Here is a 19,259-nt window from a genome sequence, read left to right on the forward strand (position 1 = left end):
CCGATTACTTCACGTTGACCTTCAGCTCCTGCCACAGCGCCAGGTATTTTTCGCGCTGCTCGTCGGTGATCGGCGCCTGGAACTGGATGCGCTTGGCGACATCCGGGCTGCCCATGACCTTGCGGTTGAAGGCGTCCTCCGGCAGCGCATCGACCGCCTTGGTGTTGGCCGAAACCGGCGCGCCGACCTTGGTGACCCATTCGACATAGAATTTCGGGTCGATCATGTAGTTGATGAAGGCCTCGGCTCCGGCGACGTTCTTGGAGCCGACGGGAATCGAGAACGCATCCAGCCAGGCGACCGAGCCTTCCTGCGGGATGACCAGCGAGACCGGCAGCTTGAAATGCGTCTTGGCGCGATCGGCCGAACCGCTCCAATAGGTGCCGATATCGATCTGGTTGGAAGCGACCATCTGGTTCCAGTCGTTTTCCGAGCTCCAGAAGGTCTTGATCTGCGGCATCAGCGAAGTCAGCTTCGCCTTGACCGCCTCCATATCCTTGATGTCGTTGATGTTCTGCCCCGAAGCGAGCGCGCCGAACTGCACCGCCTCGACGGCGTCGTCGCGGATGATGACGCGGCCCTTATGCGCCGGGTCCCACATCTCGGCGATGCTCGTCGGCGGCTTGTCAAAGGACTTGTCATTGATGGCGAGAGCGGTCAGGCCCCAGACCCACGGCACTCCATAGACCTTGCCGTCATGGTTGAGCATCGGCGAGCCGGCCTTGTCCTTGGCGATGTCGGCATAGTTGGAAAGCTTCGAGACGTCGATCGGCTGGATCAGCTTGCCGGCCATCGCCTGGTCGTTGAAGGCGGCATTGATCATGACGACGTCGTAGAGACCGGGATTGGTGCGGATCTTGGTCAGCATCTCCTGTTCGGAGTTGAAGAAGTCGTTGACCACCTTGAAGCCGGTCGCCTTCTCGAAATTGGCGACCGCCCACGGCTCGTCGGCGCCATAGCCCTTCCAGTTGAGCACATGCACTTCCTCGGCCGCTTGTGCTGCCAAAGGGAATACACAAACCGTGAATGCGGAGACGAAGACGGCGGTGGCCGTCAGAAAAGCGGTCAGTCTGGGCATGCGCATGGTATTTTCCTCTCATTGTTTGCCTGATTGACGGGCTTGTTAAGTCGCTTTCGCTCGGCCAAGCGCGGCCGTCGCTGCGCCGCGCTGGGTCAGGAACTCCTGGATCTCTTCATCGGTCGGCGCCGAAGACCCGCCATGGCGGGTGACGGAAAGGGCCGCAGCGGCGTTGGCGTAACGGGCCGCCTCGCAAGGGCGCATGCCGTGCGACAGGCCACTGACAAAGGCGCCGATATGCGTGTCGCCGGCGCCATTGGTATCGACGGCCTCCACCTCGAAGCCGGGCACCGCGCGGGTACCGCCGTCGGCCATGCGCACCAGGCAGCCATGCGCGCCGGCGCGGATGACGACGCCTTCGGCTCTGGGGCAATGCTCGGCGAGCAACCGGATGGCGACGGTTTGGGCGTCGCCGGCGCCGGCAATCTCTGCGGCCTCGTCGGTGTTGCAGCTCAGCCAGGTCGCGCGCGCCAGCACCCTGTCCTGGATCGGCCGCGGAATATCGGCGATCACCGGCGTCGGATCGAAGACCAAAGGAATGTCGGCCGGCAGCCCCTCGATCCAGTCGGTGAGCGCGTCGCGGCTGCCGGGATAGCTCAGCGTATAGCCGGAGGTGAAAACCCAATCGCCCGGAACGACGTGGACGGGCGCCATCATGTCGAGCGTGAGCCGGCTCTCGGCGCCCGGCCAGGAGACGAAGGTTCGCTCCGCGTCGCTGCTGATCATGGCAACACAATTGCCGCTATCCATGAGGGGCGACGGCGGCGTCAGCGCCTCGATGCCTTCGGCGGCAAAGGCGGCGCGCAGGAAGTCTCCGTCCGGTCCGGTGCCGAGCTGGCCGCCGAACACCACCTTCATGCCGCTGCGGCTTGCCGCGACCATCATGTTGAAGCCGCCGCCGGCGACGCGGGCGTAGCTCGTCGCGGTCTTTTCCGTGCCGGCCGCCGGCAAGGCGTCGATGCGGTAGACATAGTCGACCACCGCGCTGCCGACATGGACGAGCCGCCCACTCACGCCGCGTTCTCCTTGCCTGGACCGGTCTTGGCCGTCCGGACCGCGACCAGATCCCCAGCCAGCGCGCGGACATCCGCGATGTCGATGCCATGCAATTCGGGGATGCGATCCTGCGGCAGTCTCGACAGGCCGGCGCAGGCGCCGGCCATGCCGGCGGCAATCGCCCCGATCGTGTCGGTGTCGCCGCCGAGATTGGCCGCGATCACCGCAGCTCGCCATGCATCGCCTTGCGCGACCTCCAGCACCGCGAATGCCGCCGGCACCGATTCCTGGCTGGCGACGCCCGTGCCGACCAGGTCGACGATCAGCTTGATTGCTTCCTTCTCCGCCTTGCCGCGGACAAGCGACTGCGCCCAGAGAATGCGCGCGGCGATGTCGCCGCCGGTGACCCAATGGCCGAGCGCCGCACCCAGTCTTGCAGCCGCGGCGGCATGGCCGGAAGCGGCTCGCCAGTCGCCACCCGAGACACCGAGACTGACCGCGGCGGCGACCGCCGCGGCCGAGGCAATGGCTATCGAGGTGTTGTGCGTGGCCCGGCAGGTCTCCGCGACTTTAGCGACCAGCGCGTCGAGCGGCTCCGGCGGCATCATGATGCCGACCGGCGCGATGCGCATTGCCGCGCCATTGGTGTCGCCGCTGCGTCCGGCCTCTTCGGCCGGCACGCCGCTGTTGATGGCGTCGATGGCGCGCTTGGTCGATGGTCCAAGCAGGTCGTAGCTGCCGCGCGCCTTGACGTCGCGCTCCCAGTCGAGCAGCGCGTTGACCCAGCGCGCATGGTCCAAGCGCTCGCCGGACTCGACCAGGATGCGGCCAAGCAGCAGCGCTTGCTCGGTGTCGTCGGTGATCGCGCCGGCCGGCAGTCCCTTCGACACCGGGTGGTCGGCGGCAGGCGCGACGAAATCCTCGACATGGCCGTAGAGCGCGGCGATGCGGGCCGGCGACAGAAGCTGCGTCGGCATGCCCAGCGCATCGCCAAGCGCCCCGCCGATCAGCGCGCCCATTGCCCGATCAATCGCGTCGGCCGCCATGCTCAGAACTCCAGGTGAAGCGCGAAATGCGCGGGGTTGAGCAGGCTGGTGACGAATTCGATGGCGCGCCCGTCGGCGGCGCGCGTCAGGCGGCGTGTGCGCAGGAACGGCGTGCCGGGCGCGCAGGCGAGGATCGCGGCGTCGGCCGCGCTCAGCATCTCGATATCGACCCACTCCTCGCCGTGATCGGGCACCAGCCCTGCCCCGCGCAGCGTCTGGTGCAGCGAGCCTTCGCGCAGGCCGCGCAGGGGTATATCTTCCAATTCGGGCGATAGCGGCAGGCGGCTGCGCTCGATCGAGATGGCGTGGCCGTCATCGGCATTGGTGCGGGCGCGGTCGACCGCAATGAAGGACGAGCTCTCGACGCCGAGCCTTGCCGCCAGTTCCGTGTCCTCGATGATCTCGAGCCGCAAGGTGCGGGTCTCGGCATTGGCGCCCGCATTGGCAAGCGCGCGCGACCAGCCGATCGCGTCGTCGACCGGCATGCCGTCGAAGGTGACGAAGGAGCCGATGCCGACCTTGGTGGTAATCAGCCCGCGGCTCGACAGTTCCTCCAGTCCCTTGCGGACGGTGTTGCGACTGACGGAGAAGCGTTGGACAAGTTCGCTCTCGCTCTGCAGGCGGTCGCCGAAGCCGAGCAGGCCGGAGCGTATCTCATGTTCCAGAACCGTTGCGATCTGCTCGGGCTTGCCCGTGCCGGGGGTGATCTGCATCGCGCGACGGGCCATATCGATACCTGTTCAATGAACCTGTATAATCCTGTTCATTAGCGTATTTGAAATGAACCGTCAACGGCCTTCGGCCCAACGGTCGGTTGGGCATCAAACGAAGAAGAATTCCTCGACGCGCTGCTTGGCCTTCCGCAGCACCGGCAGGATCTCGCGCTCCATCGCCTCGACCGAGAAACGCGCCGACTGGGTCGAGACATTGATGGCGGCGACTGTGCGGCCGGCGCGATCGACGATCGGCACCGCAATGGAGCGCAGGCCGAGCTCCAGCTCTTCGTCGACGACGGCGAAGCCCTCCGCTCTCGCCTTGTTTATGGCCTTGCCGAGCGCGGCGCGGCCGGTGATCGTCTTCGAAGTCCGCCGCTCGATGGACGCTTCAGCAAGGAAAGTCTTCAAATCATCCGTCGGCAGGCCGGAAAGCAGCACCCGCCCCATCGACGTGCAATAGGCCGGCAGCCGCGTGCCGACGTCGAGCGCCACGCTCAGGATACGCCGTCCAGGGATGCGCGCCACATAGACGACGTCTTCGCCCGACAGCACGGCCGCGTTGCAGGCTTCGTCGAATTTGCCGGCCACCTCGCGCATGACAGGCGCCGCGAAGGTCCAGAGCGAAGCACCGCCGAGCCAGGTCCGCGCGACGGTCAGAAGGCGCGGCGACAGCGAAAACAGCCGGCCGGATTGCGTCGCATAGCCCGTCGCGACCAATGTCAGCAGAAAGCGCCTGGCCCCCGCTCGCGTGAGATCCGCCTCCTCTGCCATCTCGGTCAGCGTCATGCCGGCCGGGTGGCGCGCGAGGATTTCCATCACCGCCAGGCCACGCTCCAGCGAACCGACATGATCGCGTGAAACTGCTTCCTCTTCCACGAGCACCTCCAGGCCGGCGTTGACTCAATGCAAAGGTTGGAGTTAAAAGTATCTCATATGAAACACATGTTCGCAATACGAACTTTTTCGCACCACGGAGCCCGGAGATGGTCAAGTTCCTGCCGCTGAAAGAGGCGGTCGCGGAGAATCTGCATGACGGCGACACCGTCGCTTTCGAGGGCTTCACGCATCTGATCCCGACCGCTGCCGCGCATGAGGCGATCCGCCAGGGCTTTCGCGACCTGACGCTGATCCGTATGACGCCCGACCTGATCTACGACCAGATGATCGGCATGGGCATGGCGAAGAAGGTCGTCTTCTCCTATGTCGGCAATCCGGGCGTCGGCCTGCTCAGGCGCGCCCGCGACGCCATCGAGAACGGCTTTCCCCGCGCCATCGAGGTCGAGGAACACAGCCACGCCGGCATGGCCAATGGCTATGAGGCGGGCGCCGCCGGCCTGCCCTGCGCGGTGTTTCGCGGCTATCGCGGCGCCGGTCTCGCCGCGGTCAATCCGAACATCAAATCCGTGACCTGCCCCTTCACCGGCGAGGTGCTTGCCGCCGTTCCGGCGATCCGGCCCGACGTCACCTTCATCCATGCGCAGAAGGCGGACCGGAAAGGCAACGTGCTGGTCGAGGGCATTATCGGCATCCAGAAGGAGGCCGTTCTTGCCGCAAAGCGCGCCGTGGTGACGGTCGAGGAAGTGGTCGACAATTTCGATGACCTCCACCCCAATCTTACCGTGCTGCCGAACTGGACGATCGCGGCGATCTCGGTCGTGCCGGGCGGCTCGCACCCCTCCTACGCGCATGGCTATTACGAGCGCGACAACGCCGCCTATCTGGAATGGGACGAGATCGCCGCCGACCGCGACCGCTTCCAGGCGTGGATCCAGAAGAACGTCATCGAGAGCAACGCGGACGACTTTGCCGGTCGCGTCGAGCATCTGAGGAAAGCCGCATGAGCGACGCGAAGAATATGGGCTTCACCCCAAACGAGATGATGACGATCGCCGCCAGCCGCGCCCTGAAAAGCGACGATGTCTGCTTCGTCGGCATCGGTGCCCCGTCGGCCGCCTGCAACATCGCGCGGCTGACGCATGCGCCGGATATCACCTTGATCTATGAGAGCGGTACCATCGGCACGGCGCCCGATGTGCTGCCGCTGTCGATCGGCGACGGCGAGTTGTGCGAGACGGCGGTCACCACCGTCGCGGTGCCGGAGATGTTCCGCTACTGGCTGCAGGGCGGCCGCATCTCGATCGGCTTCCTGGGCGCCGCCCAGCTCGACAAATTCGGCAACATCAACACCACCGTCATCGGCGACTATGCGCATCCCAGGACCCGCCTGCCCGGCGGCGGCGGCGCGCCGGAGATCGCCACCTCGTCGAGGCAGGTCTACATCACCATGGCGCAGTCGAAGCGCGGCATGGTCGAGAAGATCGACTTCTTCACCTCCTTCGGCCATGGCGACGGTGGCGATCATCGCGAGCGCCTCGGCATCGACACGGCCGGCCCGACTTTGCTGATCACCGACCTCGCCATCTGGAAGCCGGACCCGGTGACCAAGGAATTCACCGTCGTCTCGCTGCATCCGGGCGTCAGCCGCGAGCAGGTGCAGGAAACCTGTGGCTGGACGGTCAAGTTCGCGCAGGCCCTTGACGAGACGCCGGCGCCGACGGAACTCGAGCTGAAGACATTGCGCGACCTGCAGGCCCGCACCAAGGCGGCGCATCAAGGGGCCGCCAAAGGGAAAGCTACCTAGATGACCGAAGCCTTCATCTGCGATTACATCCGCACGCCCATCGGCCGCTTCGGCGGCGCGCTGTCCTCCGTCCGCGCCGACGATCTCGGCGCGATTCCGTTGAAGGCGCTGGTCGGGCACAATGCCCGCGTCGACTGGGCGGCCGTCGATGACGTCGTCTATGGCTGCGCCAACCAGGCCGGCGAGGACAATCGCAATGTAGCGCGCATGGCGCTGCTGCTTGCCGGCCTCCCGCAGGACATTCCAGGTTCGACCGTCAACCGTTTGTGCGGCTCGGGCATGGATGCCGTCACCATCGCCGCGCGCGCCATCAAATCAGGCGAGGCGGAGCTGATGATTGCCGGCGGCGTCGAATCGATGAGCCGCGCGCCCTTCGTCATGCCGAAGGCCGACACGGCCTTCTCACGCAATGCCGAGATTTACGACACCACCATCGGCTGGCGCTTCGTCAACCCGCTGATGAAGAAGCTGTATGGCGTCGACTCCATGCCGGAGACCGGCGAGAACGTCGCCGAGGATTTTTCCGTCAGCAGAACCGACCAGGATGCCTTCGCGGTACGCAGCCAGGACAAGGCGGTAGCCGCGCAAGCCAATGGCCGGTTGGCGAAGGAGATCGCGCCGGTGACCATCCCGCAGAGGAAAGGCGACGCGATCATCGTCGTGAAGGACGAACACCCCCGCGCTGGCACCACCATCGAGACGCTGGCCAAACTGCCGACGCCGTTCCGCCAGGGCGGCAGCGTCACCGCCGGCAACGCTTCCGGCGTCAATGACGGCGCTGCCGCTCTCATCATCGCGTCCGAGGCAGCCGCGAAGAAGCATGGCCTGACGCCGATCGCCCGCATCCTCGGCGGTGCCGTCGCCGGTGTGGCGCCGCGCATCATGGGCATCGGACCGGCGCCGGCCACGAAGAAGCTTTGCGCCCGCCTCGGCCTGACGCCAGAACAATTCGACGTCATCGAATTGAACGAAGCCTTCGCCTCCCAAGGCATTGCCGTGCTCCGCCAACTCGGAATTTCCGAGAAGGCGGAGCATGTGAACCCCAATGGCGGCGCGATCGCGCTCGGTCATCCGCTCGGCATGTCCGGCGCCCGCATCACGGGTACTGCGGCGCTCGAGCTGCGCGAGCGCGGCGGCAAGCTGGCTTTGGCCACCATGTGCATCGGTGTCGGCCAGGGCATCGCCATCGCGCTGGAGCGGGTCTGACCGCCCAGGCAGATCAATAGGGCAAGCCGACGTAGTTTTCGGCCAACGCCGTGGATGCAGCCTTGGAATGCACGAGATAGTCGAGCTCGGCTTCCTGGATGCGTTGGCCGAACTCGCCTGTCTCGGGAAAACGGTGCAGGATCGTCGTCATCCACCAGGAGAAGCGCACCGCTTTCCACACACGCGCCAGCGCCTTTGACGAATAGGCGTCTAGCCCGGCCTCTGACTTCCCGTTGTAGAATTCGCGAAGTCCGGCAAACAGATAGCGCACGTCGCTGGCAGCGAGGTTGAGGCCCTTGGCGCCGGTCGGCGGCACGATATGGGCAGCGTCTCCGACCAGGAACAGCCTGCCGAAGCGCATCGGCTCGGCGACGAAGGAGCGCAGCGGCGCGATCGACTTCTCGAAGGACGGCCCAGTGGTGACGGCGGCCGCTATCCGCGGCGGCAGGCGCGCGCGCAACTCGTCCCAGAAGCGGTCGTCGGACCAGACCTCGACGCGCTCATCGGCGGGAACCTGCACATAGTAGCGGCTGCGCTGCGGCGACCGCATCGAGCAGAGCGCAAAACCGCGCTCGTGATTGGCATAGACCAGTTCGTGGTCGGCCGGAGGCACCTCCGCCAGCACGCCCAGCCAGCCGAATGGGTATTGCCGCTCGAACGTCTTCAGCGCGCCTTTCGGCACCGATTTGCGGCTGACGCCGTGGTAGCCGTCGCAGCCGGCGATGAAGTCGCAGTCGATGCGATGCGTGAGGCCGTCCTTGTCGTAGGTGACGAAGGGCGACGCGCCGCCGAAATCGTGCAGCGCGACATTCGATGTTTCGAAGACGGTCGGGAGTCCCACCGCCTCGCGCTTCTGCATCAGATCGAGCGTCACCTCGGTCTGGCCATAGACGGTGACATGCTTGCCGCCGGTAAGCGTTGTCATGTCGATGCGATGCGCGCGGCCATCGAAGGCGAGCGAGATGCCGGCATGCGGCAGGCCCTGGGCGTGCAGCCTGTCCGCCGCGCCCGCTTGGCCGAGCAGGTCGACCGTGCCTTGTTCGAGCACACCCGCGCGCACACGTCCAAGCACATGCTCGCGGCTCGACCGTTCAAGCATGATCGTCTCGACGCCAATGGTGGCGAGCAACTGACCGAGCAGCAGGCCGGACGGTCCGGACCCTATGATGGCGACCCGTGTGCGCATCAATGACCGAGGCTCCCGATCTGTCCGGCCAACTCGGCCGCAAGCCTGAGCGCGGCCGCGGTCGCCACGACCATCTGCGGCAGGATGAGCCATTCCAGCGTCCAGGCCGCGCCCGAGCGCTCCTGCTCATGCACCAGTGCCTGATGCATCCCGGAGAGCTGCGTGGCGTTGAAGCGCGCCAGCGCCACCAATGTTTCCGCCTTCACCGGATTCTGCTTGTGCGGCATGGCCGAGGAACCGCCGCCGCCGGACAGCTTGATCTCGGAGCCCGTCTGCGCCATCAGCGCGACGTCCTGTCCGAACTTGCCGAGGCCGCCGGTCGCCAGCGACAGCCAGCCGGCGAATTCGGCAAGCGTATCGCGCTGGCTATGCCATTGCGGCGCATCGGCAAGACCGAGCTTGGCGGCAAGCGCGGCGCGCACCGCGCCGGCCTTGCCGCCGAGCTTTTCCAGCGTGCCTGCGGCGCCGCCGAACTGAACCACTAGCAACCGACCCGAGAGCTCTTTCAGGCGTTCCTGGTGACGCTCAAGCGGCACCCGCCACGAAACGACCCGATCGCGCGCAGTTATTTGTATTGCCGGCTGCATGCGCGTCGTCGCCATGAGCTCGCGGCTCCCGAACTCCAGTTCCAGCCCAGTGAGGCGCACGATATTCTCGCCGAGCAGCAGGCCGATATGGTCGACCGCGCCGCGCAGCCTGAGCACCAGCGAGCTATCGATGACATCCTGGCTGGTCGCGCCGAAATGAACGTGCGTATCGTGCGGCGCTCCGACAGCAGCCTTTATCTGGCGCACCAGTTCCGGCACCACCACACCGTCCTTGGCGACGCCCGCCTTCAGCTTCGACGTATCCGGCCGGAACGATCCCAGTGCTTTCACGATCGCTGCCGCGGCATCAAGTGGAATGACGCCGCGTTCGGCTTCCGCCTCGGCCAGTGCTCGCTCGAAAGCGAGCATCGCAGCGATGTCGGCTTCGACGGAAAAATACCTGGCCGCCTCTTCGTCGCCGAGCAGGCCGGAAAGCAGCGGGTGATCGAAGGGCGAAACGGTCATGGCGGCCACGGTCAGCTGTCGAAGAAGACCGTCTCCTTTTCACCCTGCAAATGGATATCGAAGACGTAGGTATTGCCCTGACGCTCGGCGATCAGCGTCGGCACGCGCAGGCGATGCTCGATGCGCGCAAGGATAGGGTCCTCGGCATTGGCCTTCTCCTCGTCGGAGAAGTAGAGCCTGGTGTGCAGGCCGATATTGATGCCACGCGCCACGATCCACAGCGTGATATGAGGCGCCATCAGTCGCCCGTCGCGGAACGGTACCCGGCCCGGCTTGATCGTCCGGAACAGGCAGACGCCCGTTTCCATGTCGGTCGGCTGCCGGCCCCAGCCCTGGAAGTTTGGATCGGCGGCGCCGCGCATCTCGGCCGGTGAACTGTAGATCCCCTCGGCATCCGCTTGCCAGATCTCGACCAGCGCGTCCTTGAGCGGCGTGCCGGTGCCGTCGAGCACGCGGATGCGCAACTCGATGCGCTCGCCCTTGGTCTCACCGTTGACCATCGCCGAACCGAGGTCGCTCGCATAGACGCCGCCTATACCGCAGAAATTGGGCGTCAGCCCGATATGCACATAAGGGCCGGCGGTCTGCGAAGGGCTCTCCTTCAGCCGGTCGAGCGACTGCGTCATCAATTGCCCTCCGGCCTGTTCTCGAACAGCGTCGAGCGCCGCCCGCGCAGCACGATGTCGAACTTGTAGGCAAGCGCGTCCATCGGGATGGTCGACTGCATATCGAGCGCCGCGATCAGCGCCTCGACCGCGACTTTGTTGGAAATGCCGCCGACGATCGGACAGCGCCAGATCAGCGGATCGCCCTCGAAATACATCTGCGTGATCAGCCGCTGCGCGAAGCCGTGGCCGAACACGGAAAAATGGATGTGCGCCGGCCGCCAGTCGTTCGGTCCGTTCGGCCAGGGATACGGTCCGGGCCTGACGGTGCGAAACGCGTAGCCGCCGTCCTCGCCGGTGATGGTGCGGCCGCAGCCGCCAAAATTCGGATCGAGCGGCGCTAGATAGCCGTCCTTCTTGTGACGGTAGCGGCCGCCTGCATTTGCCTGCCAGAATTCGAGCAGCACGCCCGGTACGCCCTTGCCGCGCTCGTCCAGCACGCGTCCATGAACGATGATGCGCTCGCCGATGGCGCTCTCGCCGGGTCTGGCGAAATTGTGGATCAGGTCGTTGTCGAGCTCGCCGAGCATCGCGTGCCCGAACACCGGGCCGGTCAATTCCGACAGCGTGTTGTCGAACGACAGCAGCGCTTTCTGCGGCGAACGCAGCACCGAGCTTTTGTAGTTCGGCGTCAACGCCGGCGGATGCCATTGGCGGTCGCGCTGGAAGAAGGCGCCGGTTTCCGGCGCCTGGTTGGAGCCGGCCTCAGCCATGATCGGCTCCGTCCATCTGCGCGAACACCTGCTTGGCGATCTTGAAGGCGCGGTTGGCGGCCGGCACGCCGGCATAGATCGCGACATGCAGGAAGGCCTCGCAGATGTCGTCGCGCGAGGCGCCCGTATTGGCGGTGGCGCGCACATGCATGGCCACTTCCTCGTCATGGCCGAGCGCTGCAAGCAGCGCCAGCGTCACGATCGAGCGCTCGCGCTTCGACCAGCCGGGTCGCGCCCATACCGTTCCCCAGGCGGCTTCGGTGATCAACTGCTGGAACGGCCGATCGAAATCGGTCGCTGCATCCTCGGCGCGGTCGACATGCGGACTGCCGAGCACGGAGCGGCGGACCTCGAGCCCGGTCCGGTAGCGGTTCTTCGTGACATCATCCATGAGCAGACTTTCCCTCAGGCAATGAGGCGACGAAATCGCGGATCAGAGTGACGAGCGCTTTGGGCTGCTCGATGCACGGTATATGCGCGGCATCGCGGATCACTTCGAAGCGTGCGCCGGGGATCATTCCGGCCAGCGAGCGGACAAGATCCGGCGGCGTCGAACCGTCCTGGTCGCCAACGATGCAAAGCGTCGGCACCGCGATGCGTCGCGCGCTGTCGGTGAAATCGGCATCGCGCACCGCCATGCATGTGCCGATGTAACCAGGCAGTGCCTGCCTGGTCAGCATGTTGCAGCAGCCGGCCAGGTCCGCCGCACGCTTGGCATGGAATTGCGGCGTGAACCACACTTTCATGATGCCTTCGGCGATCGCCTCGATGCCGTCGCGCTCGACAGTCGCGATGCGCGTGTTCCAGCTTTCGGCGGTGCCGATCTTGTGCGCCGTGTCGCTGAGGATCAGAGCCTCTACACATTCGGGATGGCGGGCATAGAGCCGCTGCGCAATCATGCCGCCGACGGACAGGCCGAAGAGCACGACCTTGTCGAAACCGAAATGGTCGATGAGGGCGTCCAGATCATCAACATGGTCGTCGATGGAACGTACGCCGCCGCCGAAGTCCGACAATCCGTGGCCGCGCTTGTCGTAGACCAGCATCGGCATTTCACCAGCAAGCCGCGCGACGACGTCGTCCCAGATGCGGAAATCGGTGCCCAGCGAATTGATGAAGACGATCGGACGCGACGTGCCGGGCGCCTCGACATGGCGGTGATGCAGCGTGACGCCGCCTATGCTGACGAATGGCACGATTTCGATCCTCCGAAGCCACATTGCACGAGCGGTTTGGTTCGGTAAAATGATATTTTGCGGCGTTTCATTAACTCTGAGGTTATCGAACCATGGCCGAAAGCCGGATCCGCTTCCGCCATCTTCAGGCGTTTCTCGAAGTCGCGCGGCAAGGCAGCGTCGCGCGCGCGGCCGACTTCCTGCATGTCAGCGCGCCGGCCGTGACCAAGACCTTGCGTGAGCTCGAAGAAGCGCTCGGCATAGCCGTGGTCGAACGCGACGGGCGCGGTATTCGCGTCACGCGTCTCGGCGAAATCTTCCTTGGACATGCCGGCTCGGCGATTTCGGCGCTGAAACGCGGCGTCGATTCCGTGCGCCAGGACGGCGCCCTCAATCGCGACCCGATCCGCATCGGCGCGCTGCCGACCGTATCGGCGCGGGTGATGCCGCTCGCCATGAACCTGTTCCTCGAGGAAAACACCGGCGCCGCGCTCAAGATCGTCACCGGAGAGAATGCGGTGCTGCTCGAACAGCTGCGCGTCGGCGCGCTCGATCTCGTCGTCGGCCGCCTCGCGGCGCCGGAGCACATGACCGGCTTCTTCTTCGAGCACCTTTATTCCGAGCAGGTGCTGTTCGTGGTGCGGGCCGGACATCCCCTGGCCGAGCCGGACGCCGACATCTTCGCGCGGCTTGACGAGTTTCCCGTCCTGATGCCGACGCGGGAATCCGTCATCCGGCCTTTCGTCGACCGGCTTTTCATAACCAACGGCATGACCGCGCCGGCCACGGAAATCGAAACCGTTTCCGATTCCTTCGGCCGCTCCTTCATGCGCCAGAGCAACGCGGTATGGATCATCTCGGCGGGCGTGGTCGCCAATGAGATCGCCAGCGGCGCCTTCGTCGCCTTGCCGGTGGATACGGCGGAGACCAAGGGGCCGGTGGGCCTGACCATGCGCACCGACACCGCGCCCTCACCCGCCTTCACCATCCTGTTGCAGACGATCCGCGAGGCAGCACGGCACCACGCCTGACGATCAGCTTATTGGTTCGAATTCCACTAACCCAGGGGTTAATGAAACACCGTAAAATATCATTTTACCGAACCAAACCGCTAGTGCAATGTGGCCTTCGGAGGATCGAAAGCCGTGCCGTCCGGCCGCAAACGGAAGACCCGTTTGCCGCTGCGTCGAACGGCGACTGAGGGAGGAGCAGATGTCTTATATTATCGGCAGCAAACCCGCTCTGTCGGGTATTTCACGGCGCCAGTTCATCGCCACTTCGGTGGCCGGCGGCGCGGCGCTGGCATTCGGCCGCGGCAGGGCCTTCGCGCAAGCCGCCGACACGCTCAAGGTCGGCTTCGTCAGCCCGCGCACCGGCCCGCTCGCCGGCTTCGGCGAGACCGACGGCTACGTGCTGGATCTTGCCCGCAAGGCCCTGGCCAACGGCATCGAGCTTGGCGGCAAGAAATACAGCGTCGAGATTGTCGACCAGGACACCCAGTCGGATCCGTCCCGCGCCGGCCAGCTCGCCAAGGACCTGATCAACAACCAGGCGATCGACCTGATGCTCGCCGTCTCGACGCCGGAGGTCATCAATCCGGTGGCGGACGCCTGCGAGGCTGCCGGCGTGCCTTGCCTGTCGACGGTCATGCCCTGGGAGGCCTGGTATTTCGGCCGAGGCGCCAAACCGGGCCAGCCCTCGCCGTTCAAATGGACCTATCATTTTGGCTTCGGCGTCGAGGAATTCTTCAAGGCCTATATCTCGCAGTGGAACCTGATCGAGACCAACAAGAAGGTCGGCGTCATGTACCCCAACGACGCCGACGGCAATGCCATCCGCGCCCATCTGGCGCCGTTGCTCGCCAAGCAGGGTTTCACCATCGTCGATCCCGGCGCTTACGAAACCGGCACCACCGACTATTCCTCGCAGATCGCGCTGTTCAAGCAGGAAGGCGTCGAGATCTTCAACTCCTTCCCGATCCCGCCCGACTTCGCCGCCTTCTGGCGCCAGGCCGCGCAGCAGGGCCTGACCCGGCAGATCAAGATCGCCCAGGTCGCCAAGACTGGCCTGTTCCCGTCCGACATCGAGGCGCTCGGCGACCTCGGCATGAAGATTTCGAGCGCCGCCTATTGGCACAAGGCTTTCCCCTACAAGTCGTCGCTGACCGGCGTTTCGGGCACCGAGCTTGCCGATGGCTATGAGGCAGCGAGCGGCAAGCAATGGACGCAGCAGCTCGGCGCCTCGATGTCGTTGCTCGATGCCGGTTTCGCAGCTCTTAAGGCAAGCGCCAACGCCAAGGACAAGGCGGCTGTCGCCAAGGCGCTGAGCACGCTCAAGACCGAGACCATGGGCGGCAAGGTCGACTTCACAAGCGGCCCGGTCCCCAATGTCTCGCCCGGCCCGATCATCGGCACGCAATGGGTCGCCGCCAAGGAAGGCTCGAAATTCCCGCTCGACTATGTCGTGACCGAGAATGCCACCGACCCGAACGTGCCGGTCGAGGCCAAGCTCCAGCCTTACAACGGCTGATCTGTCGAGGTACTGCATCGTGAACGCCATGCCCAACGGTGCGATCCTCAGCGCCGCCGGCATCCACAAGCGCTTCGGCGCGCTTGTGGTGCTCGACGACATCGACTTCGCCATGGGCGCCGACGAGGCGGTCGGCATCGTCGGCCCCAACGGCGCCGGCAAGACCACGCTGCTCAGCGTACTCTCGGGCGCTTATCCGCCGGGCGCCGGAACGATTGCCTTCAAGGGCGGTGACGTGACCGCGCTGCCGGCAACGCAGCGCTGCCGGCTGGGTCTGGTGCGCACCCATCAGGTGCCGAAACCCTTCGGCGGCATGACCGCCTTCGAGAATGTCTTCGTCGCCGCCTCGCATGGCGCCGGGCTCGGCCGCGACGAGGCCTATGAGGAAGCGCTCGGCTCGCTGAGACTGTGCGGCATGCTTGGCGTCGCCAACCGGCGCGCCGAGACGCTCGGCCTGCTCGACCGCAAGCGGCTGGAACTGGCGCGCGCGCTCGCCGCAAAACCAACGCTGCTTCTGCTAGACGAGATCGGCGGCGGCCTGACCGACGGCGAGGCCAGCGAACTCGTCGAGACCATCCGCGAATTGCGCCGCCGCAAGATCGGCATCGTCTGGATCGAGCACATCGTCCACATCCTGTTGCAGGTGGCCGAGCGGCTGATCTGCATGGATGCCGGAAAGGTCATCGCCGACGGCGAGCCGCACGCGGTGATGGCCGACCCGCAGGTGATCAGCGCCTATCTCGGCGGAGGCCCGAAATGAGCCTGCTGTCGGTCGAGGATCTCGTTGTCCGGCATGGCCTGCTTCAAGCAGTGCGCGGCGCCAGCTTCGGCGTCGAACGCGGCGAGACGCTGGCGCTGGTCGGCGCCAACGGCGCTGGCAAGACGACATTGCTCAGGGCAATCGCCGGCGCTCATCAGGCAGCCTCCGGCCGCGTGGTCTTCGACGGCGCCGACCTTTCCGGCGTGCCTTCGCATGAACGTGTCCGCAAGGGCATCGCCCTGGTGCCCGAGGGCCGGCGGCTCTTCGTGCAGATGACGGTCGAGGAAAACCTCCTGCTTGGCCGCAGCGCCGGTCGTCCCGGCGAGTGGAGCGTCGAGCGCGTGCTCGAAACCTTCCCCAACCTCAAACCGCGCCGCCACGCCAAGGCCGGGCATCTCTCGGGCGGCGAGCAGCAGGCGACGGCGATCGGCCGCGCGCTGATGAGCAATCCCGACCTCCTCCTGCTCGACGAAGTCTCGCTCGGCCTGTCGCCGCTGGTCGTCGACCGCGTCTACGCCTCGCTGCAGGGGCTGATCAGTTCCGGCACGACGATCATCCTCGTCGAACAGGATCTCAACCGCGCACTCTCCGTCTCCAGCAAGGTCATCTGCATGCTGGAGGGCCGGATCGCGCTCGCCGGCGACAGCAAGACCGTTTCGCGCGACGAGGTGACCAAAGCCTATTTCGGCCTGCACCGGAAAGGCGCCACAGGCGTGCCGGCATGATGAACCAGATCGTCCAGGGCATCCTGCTTGGCGGCTACTACGCGCTGATCGCCTGCGGCCTCTCCTTCATGTTCTCGGTGATGCGCATCATCAACCTTGCGCATGGCAGCCTCGCCGTGCTGTCGGCCTTCGCGCTGTGGCTGCTCGCCTCGCGCTTCCACATCCCGCCCTACCTCGGCTTGCTCATCGTGCTGCCGTTGATGGCGGCGATCGGCTGGGCCTTGCAGCGCTTCCTGCTCGAGCACAGCGCGCGCGGTGGCGCGCTGCTGCCGATCCTCACCACCTTCGGTCTCGCCATCGTCATCGACAATGTGCTGTTCGAACAATTCGGCGCCGACACGCGCTCGCTGGCGCCTTTCATCGGCAGCCTGTCCTACGATTCCTGGGAATGGCCGGGCAGCATCTATGTCGGCAAGCTCGCGGTGATCATCTTCGTCGCCGCCGTCGTCATGCTCGGCGGACTGCAGTTGTTTCTGACCCGCACCGGGCTCGGCCGCTCGATCCGTGCGACTTCGGAAGACCCTGATACGGCGGGGCTGGTCGGCGTCGATGCGCGCCGCGCCAACGCCATCGCCGCGGCGATCGCCATGGTCACCGTCGGTCTCGCCGGCGCCTTCCTCGGGATGCGCGCCACCTTCGATCCCTATGCCGGCGCCACGCAACTTCTGTTCGCCTTCGAGGCGGCCGTGATCGGCGGCGCCGGTTCGCTCTGGGGAACGCTGATCGGCGGCATCGTCTTGGCGCTCGCCCAGACGCTCGGCGCCAAGATACATCCGCAAGGTTTTCTCATCGGCGGCCATGTCGCTTTCCTGATCGTTCTGTTCATCCGCCTCTACACCTCCGGCCTCGGCCTGCGCGGCTTGCTGCGCATCTCCACGGGGAAGGCATCATGAGCGCCGCCTCCCCTGTCATCGAGCGCGGCACCGCCGCCTCGCGCTTTGCCGGCATCGGCGTGGCGGCCGTCATCCTGCTGCTCGCCATCGCGCCGCAGTTCCTGTCCGCCGGCGCCGTCGACCGCATGACCGCTTTGTTCATCTATGTGATCCTCGCCGCCATGTGGAACGCGCTCGCCGGCTTCGGCGGACTGGTGTCGGTCGGCCAGCAGGTGTTCTTCGGGCTCGGCGCCTATTTCGCCATCCGGCTCGCCAATGCCGGGCTCAATCCATTCGTCTCGCTCTTTGTCTCAGCGGTCATTGTCGGCGCGGTGTCGTGGCCGATCTCGCTGTTCATGCTGCGCTTGAAGAATGGCGAGTTCGCCATCGGCATGTGGGTGATCGCCGCCCTTACTCACCTGCTCGTCAATCTCGATCGGCTGATCCAGGGCGAGACCGGCACGTCGCTGATCTCGCTCAACGTCTACGATGCATCGACACGCAGGCTGACCATCTACTGGCTGGCGCTGGCATCGATGACGGCGCTGCTCGCGATCCTCTTCGGCCTGCTGCGCGGCAGCACCGGTGCGGCCATCCGCGCCATCCGCGACAATGAGGATGCGGCAGCCTCCGTCGGCGTGCGCGTCACCGGCACCAAGCGGCTGCTCTTCGTGCTCGCCGCCTTCGGCATCGGCGTCGCCGGCGCGCTGTGGCTGGCGACTGCCATCACCTTCCAGCCAAAGACCTATTTCAGCGTGCAGTGGACGGCCTACATGATCTTCATGGTGCTGGTCGGCGGCATCGGCACCTTCGAGGGAGCCATCCTCGGCGCGCTGCTCTTCTTCCTCATCGAAACCTGGTTCGGCGGCACCGGCGTCTGGTACCTGATCGGGCTCGGCGCTACGGCGCTCGTCTTCTCGCTGCTCTTGCCGCGAGGCCTCTGGGGCACGCTCGAGGAGCGGTTTGGCTGGCGCCTGCTGTCGGTCGGCTACCGCGTCAGGCTTCCCGCGGGGGCATCAAATCCGACCGGCGAGATTGCTTCGCCGCTGCAGACCACCGATTCTCGGGAGAAGGCATGAGCATCCTGTTAGGTAAGACGATCCTCATCACTGGCGTCGCCTCGGGCATCGGTGCGCGCACCGCGGAACTCGCCGGCCAACTCGGCGCCGACGTGATCGGCGTCGACATGCGCGAGCCGGCCGGCCACCAGGGCGTCTTCGTCCAGGCCGACCTCTCGTCCAAGGCCGGCGTCGACGATCTCGTCGCGCGGCTGCCGCAGCGCCTCGACGCGCTCTGCAACATCGCCGGCCTCTCCGGCAACACCGGCGCCGCGCCGACGCTTGCCGTCAATTTCTACGGCCTGCGCGCGCTTTCCGAGGCGCTGGCGCCAAGGCTTCGCGAAGGCGGCGCCATCGTCAACGTCGCCTCCATCGCCGGTTATGGCTGGCGCGCCAATCTGAACCGCGCCGCCTCGATGGTCAGCATCGAAGGCTTTCCCGATGTCGCCAAGGCGATCGCCGACCATGCGGTGAAGAACGAGGAAGGCTATCCTGTCTCGAAGGAGCTTTTGCTCCTGTGGACCTTCCGCGCCGCGCATCAGGAACTGTTCAAGAGCCGTGGCATCCGCGTCAACGCGGTCAGTCCCGGCCCAGTGGAGACGCCGATCCTCAAGCAATTCCGCAGCGTGCTTGGCGATGCCCGCGTCGACAGCGATATCGCGCGGGTCGGCCGCGCCGGCACATCGGGCGACATCGCGCCTGTGGTGCTGTTCCTGTGCTCGGATGGAGCACGCTGGATCAACGGCGCCAATGTGCCGGTCGACGGCGGCCTCGAAGCATCAATAAACGCCGAGGTGCTCGGCTTCTGAGACAATCTGCAACGCCCGATCGCGAGCGAGGA

Annotated in this window: 21 protein-coding genes; 10 read left to right on the forward strand and 11 right to left on the reverse strand. The window is 65.6% G+C overall.

From position 1 onward, the window contains the following. Positions 1 to 4 precede the first annotated feature (4 nt). The 5 genes from FJ414_RS00180 to FJ414_RS00200 form a co-directional block, all read right to left on the reverse strand. Entirely contained in the window at positions 5 to 1,084 is a 1,080-nt protein-coding gene (locus tag FJ414_RS00180; RefSeq protein WP_140640069.1) for an ABC transporter substrate-binding protein, read from the reverse strand. A 39-nt stretch (positions 1,085 to 1,123) separates the two neighbouring features. Next, positions 1,124 to 2,092 carry a PfkB family carbohydrate kinase gene (locus FJ414_RS00185; protein ID WP_140640071.1) on the reverse strand — a complete coding sequence of 323 codons (969 nt, stop codon included), beginning with the start codon at positions 2,090 to 2,092 and terminating at the stop codon, positions 1,124 to 1,126. Then, positions 2,089 to 3,120: an ADP-ribosylglycohydrolase family protein gene (locus FJ414_RS00190; RefSeq protein WP_140640073.1), complete on the reverse strand. Its 1,032-nt coding sequence runs from the start codon at positions 3,118 to 3,120 to the stop codon at positions 2,089 to 2,091. The genes FJ414_RS00185 and FJ414_RS00190 overlap by 4 nt, the downstream gene beginning before the upstream one ends. A gap of 2 nt (positions 3,121 to 3,122) precedes the next feature. Then, complete coding sequence (locus tag FJ414_RS00195; RefSeq protein WP_140640075.1) at positions 3,123 to 3,848, reverse strand: GntR family transcriptional regulator; 726 nt, start codon at positions 3,846 to 3,848, stop codon at positions 3,123 to 3,125. Positions 3,849 to 3,941: 93 nt separating this feature from the next. Then, the gene (locus FJ414_RS00200) at positions 3,942 to 4,712 is read right to left on the reverse strand and encodes an IclR family transcriptional regulator C-terminal domain-containing protein (protein WP_140640077.1); all 771 of its coding nucleotides are present in this window, start codon (positions 4,710 to 4,712) and stop codon (positions 3,942 to 3,944) included. Between the two features lie 107 nt (positions 4,713 to 4,819). On the opposite strand from FJ414_RS00200, the gene FJ414_RS00205 reads away from it, so the two are divergent. Genes FJ414_RS00205 through pcaF form a run of 3 tightly spaced genes read left to right on the forward strand, consistent with a single transcriptional unit; the run spans position 4,820 to position 7,683 of the window. Continuing rightward, complete coding sequence (locus FJ414_RS00205) at positions 4,820 to 5,677, forward strand: CoA transferase subunit A (protein WP_140640079.1); 858 nt, start codon at positions 4,820 to 4,822, stop codon at positions 5,675 to 5,677. Beyond that, complete coding sequence (locus tag FJ414_RS00210) at positions 5,674 to 6,477, forward strand: CoA-transferase subunit beta (protein ID WP_140640081.1); 804 nt, start codon at positions 5,674 to 5,676, stop codon at positions 6,475 to 6,477. Before FJ414_RS00205 ends, FJ414_RS00210 begins: the two co-directional genes overlap by 4 nt. Next, entirely contained in the window at positions 6,478 to 7,683 is a 1,206-nt protein-coding gene (gene pcaF / locus FJ414_RS00215) for a 3-oxoadipyl-CoA thiolase (protein WP_140640083.1), read from the forward strand. It abuts the gene before it with no gap. A 13-nt stretch (positions 7,684 to 7,696) separates the two neighbouring features. Here pcaF and pobA read toward each other — a convergent pair whose 3' ends face one another. From pobA to pcaD, 6 genes are read right to left on the reverse strand one after another with little or no spacing between them, the layout of a single operon-like run. After that, on the reverse strand, positions 7,697 to 8,869 hold the full coding sequence (pobA, locus tag FJ414_RS00220) for a 4-hydroxybenzoate 3-monooxygenase (RefSeq protein WP_140640085.1): 1,173 nt from the start codon (positions 8,867 to 8,869) through the stop codon (positions 7,697 to 7,699). Then, positions 8,869 to 9,921, reverse strand: a complete 1,053-nt coding sequence (locus FJ414_RS00225) for a 3-carboxy-cis,cis-muconate cycloisomerase (RefSeq protein ID WP_140640808.1) — start codon at positions 9,919 to 9,921, stop codon at positions 8,869 to 8,871. The genes pobA and FJ414_RS00225 overlap by 1 nt, the downstream gene beginning before the upstream one ends. A gap of 11 nt (positions 9,922 to 9,932) precedes the next feature. After that, on the reverse strand, positions 9,933 to 10,547 hold the full coding sequence (gene pcaG / locus FJ414_RS00230; RefSeq protein ID WP_140640087.1) for a protocatechuate 3,4-dioxygenase subunit alpha: 615 nt from the start codon (positions 10,545 to 10,547) through the stop codon (positions 9,933 to 9,935). Further along, entirely contained in the window at positions 10,547 to 11,299 is a 753-nt protein-coding gene (gene pcaH, locus FJ414_RS00235) for a protocatechuate 3,4-dioxygenase subunit beta (protein WP_181181474.1), read from the reverse strand. Before pcaH ends, pcaG begins: the two co-directional genes overlap by 1 nt. Beyond that, positions 11,292 to 11,690: a 4-carboxymuconolactone decarboxylase gene (gene pcaC / locus FJ414_RS00240; RefSeq protein ID WP_140640091.1), complete on the reverse strand. Its 399-nt coding sequence runs from the start codon at positions 11,688 to 11,690 to the stop codon at positions 11,292 to 11,294. The genes pcaH and pcaC overlap by 8 nt, the downstream gene beginning before the upstream one ends. Then, entirely contained in the window at positions 11,683 to 12,519 is an 837-nt protein-coding gene (gene pcaD / locus FJ414_RS00245; protein ID WP_181181475.1) for a 3-oxoadipate enol-lactonase, read from the reverse strand. The genes pcaC and pcaD overlap by 8 nt, the downstream gene beginning before the upstream one ends. Before the next feature lie 68 nt (positions 12,520 to 12,587). Between pcaD and pcaQ the strand changes: the two genes are divergently transcribed. The 7 genes from pcaQ to FJ414_RS00280 all read left to right on the forward strand — a co-directional run bounded on the left by pcaQ (position 12,588) and on the right by FJ414_RS00280 (position 19,227). Then, complete coding sequence (pcaQ, locus tag FJ414_RS00250) at positions 12,588 to 13,505, forward strand: pca operon transcription factor PcaQ (protein WP_140640095.1); 918 nt, start codon at positions 12,588 to 12,590, stop codon at positions 13,503 to 13,505. Positions 13,506 to 13,686: 181 nt separating this feature from the next. Continuing rightward, complete coding sequence (locus FJ414_RS00255; protein WP_140640097.1) at positions 13,687 to 15,003, forward strand: ABC transporter substrate-binding protein; 1,317 nt, start codon at positions 13,687 to 13,689, stop codon at positions 15,001 to 15,003. Between the two features lie 28 nt (positions 15,004 to 15,031). Then, complete coding sequence (locus FJ414_RS00260) at positions 15,032 to 15,763, forward strand: ABC transporter ATP-binding protein (protein WP_140640812.1); 732 nt, start codon at positions 15,032 to 15,034, stop codon at positions 15,761 to 15,763. Beyond that, positions 15,760 to 16,488 carry an ABC transporter ATP-binding protein gene (locus FJ414_RS00265; RefSeq protein WP_140640099.1) on the forward strand — a complete coding sequence of 243 codons (729 nt, stop codon included), beginning with the start codon at positions 15,760 to 15,762 and terminating at the stop codon, positions 16,486 to 16,488. The genes FJ414_RS00260 and FJ414_RS00265 overlap by 4 nt, the downstream gene beginning before the upstream one ends. Next, positions 16,485 to 17,381, forward strand: coding sequence for a branched-chain amino acid ABC transporter permease (locus tag FJ414_RS00270; protein WP_140640101.1), 897 nt, complete (start codon positions 16,485 to 16,487; stop codon positions 17,379 to 17,381). Before FJ414_RS00265 ends, FJ414_RS00270 begins: the two co-directional genes overlap by 4 nt. Then, positions 17,378 to 18,439 carry a branched-chain amino acid ABC transporter permease gene (locus FJ414_RS00275; RefSeq protein ID WP_140640103.1) on the forward strand — a complete coding sequence of 354 codons (1,062 nt, stop codon included), beginning with the start codon at positions 17,378 to 17,380 and terminating at the stop codon, positions 18,437 to 18,439. Before FJ414_RS00270 ends, FJ414_RS00275 begins: the two co-directional genes overlap by 4 nt. A 2-nt stretch (positions 18,440 to 18,441) precedes the next feature. Further along, positions 18,442 to 19,227: a coniferyl-alcohol dehydrogenase gene (locus FJ414_RS00280; protein ID WP_140640814.1), complete on the forward strand. Its 786-nt coding sequence runs from the start codon at positions 18,442 to 18,444 to the stop codon at positions 19,225 to 19,227. Positions 19,228 to 19,259: the final 32 nt, after the last annotated feature.

The organism is Mesorhizobium sp. B3-1-6 (genome assembly GCF_006439555.1).
Taxonomy (GTDB): domain Bacteria; phylum Pseudomonadota; class Alphaproteobacteria; order Rhizobiales; family Rhizobiaceae; genus Mesorhizobium.

Coding starts and splice junctions, on each gene's coding strand:
- FJ414_RS00180 (WP_140640069.1), bottom strand. CDS start 1,084: ATGCGCATGCCCAGACTGACCGCTTTTCTGACGGCCACCGCCGTCTTC.
- FJ414_RS00190 (WP_140640073.1), bottom strand. CDS start 3,120: ATGGCGGCCGACGCGATTGATCGGGCAATGGGCGCGCTGATCGGCGGG.
- FJ414_RS00195 (WP_140640075.1), bottom strand. CDS start 3,848: ATGGCCCGTCGCGCGATGCAGATCACCCCCGGCACGGGCAAGCCCGAG.
- FJ414_RS00205 (WP_140640079.1), top strand. CDS start 4,820: ATGGTCAAGTTCCTGCCGCTGAAAGAGGCGGTCGCGGAGAATCTGCAT.
- FJ414_RS00210 (WP_140640081.1), top strand. CDS start 5,674: ATGAGCGACGCGAAGAATATGGGCTTCACCCCAAACGAGATGATGACG.
- pcaF (WP_140640083.1), top strand. CDS start 6,478: ATGACCGAAGCCTTCATCTGCGATTACATCCGCACGCCCATCGGCCGC.
- pobA (WP_140640085.1), bottom strand. CDS start 8,869: ATGCGCACACGGGTCGCCATCATAGGGTCCGGACCGTCCGGCCTGCTG.
- FJ414_RS00225 (WP_140640808.1), bottom strand. CDS start 9,921: ATGACCGTTTCGCCCTTCGATCACCCGCTGCTTTCCGGCCTGCTCGGC.
- pcaG (WP_140640087.1), bottom strand. CDS start 10,547: ATGACGCAGTCGCTCGACCGGCTGAAGGAGAGCCCTTCGCAGACCGCC.
- pcaH (WP_181181474.1), bottom strand. CDS start 11,299: ATGGCTGAGGCCGGCTCCAACCAGGCGCCGGAAACCGGCGCCTTCTTC.
- pcaC (WP_140640091.1), bottom strand. CDS start 11,690: ATGGATGATGTCACGAAGAACCGCTACCGGACCGGGCTCGAGGTCCGC.
- pcaD (WP_181181475.1), bottom strand. CDS start 12,519: ATGTGGCTTCGGAGGATCGAAATCGTGCCATTCGTCAGCATAGGCGGC.
- pcaQ (WP_140640095.1), top strand. CDS start 12,588: ATGGCCGAAAGCCGGATCCGCTTCCGCCATCTTCAGGCGTTTCTCGAA.
- FJ414_RS00255 (WP_140640097.1), top strand. CDS start 13,687: ATGTCTTATATTATCGGCAGCAAACCCGCTCTGTCGGGTATTTCACGG.
- FJ414_RS00260 (WP_140640812.1), top strand. CDS start 15,032: ATGCCCAACGGTGCGATCCTCAGCGCCGCCGGCATCCACAAGCGCTTC.
- FJ414_RS00265 (WP_140640099.1), top strand. CDS start 15,760: ATGAGCCTGCTGTCGGTCGAGGATCTCGTTGTCCGGCATGGCCTGCTT.
- FJ414_RS00270 (WP_140640101.1), top strand. CDS start 16,485: ATGATGAACCAGATCGTCCAGGGCATCCTGCTTGGCGGCTACTACGCG.
- FJ414_RS00275 (WP_140640103.1), top strand. CDS start 17,378: ATGAGCGCCGCCTCCCCTGTCATCGAGCGCGGCACCGCCGCCTCGCGC.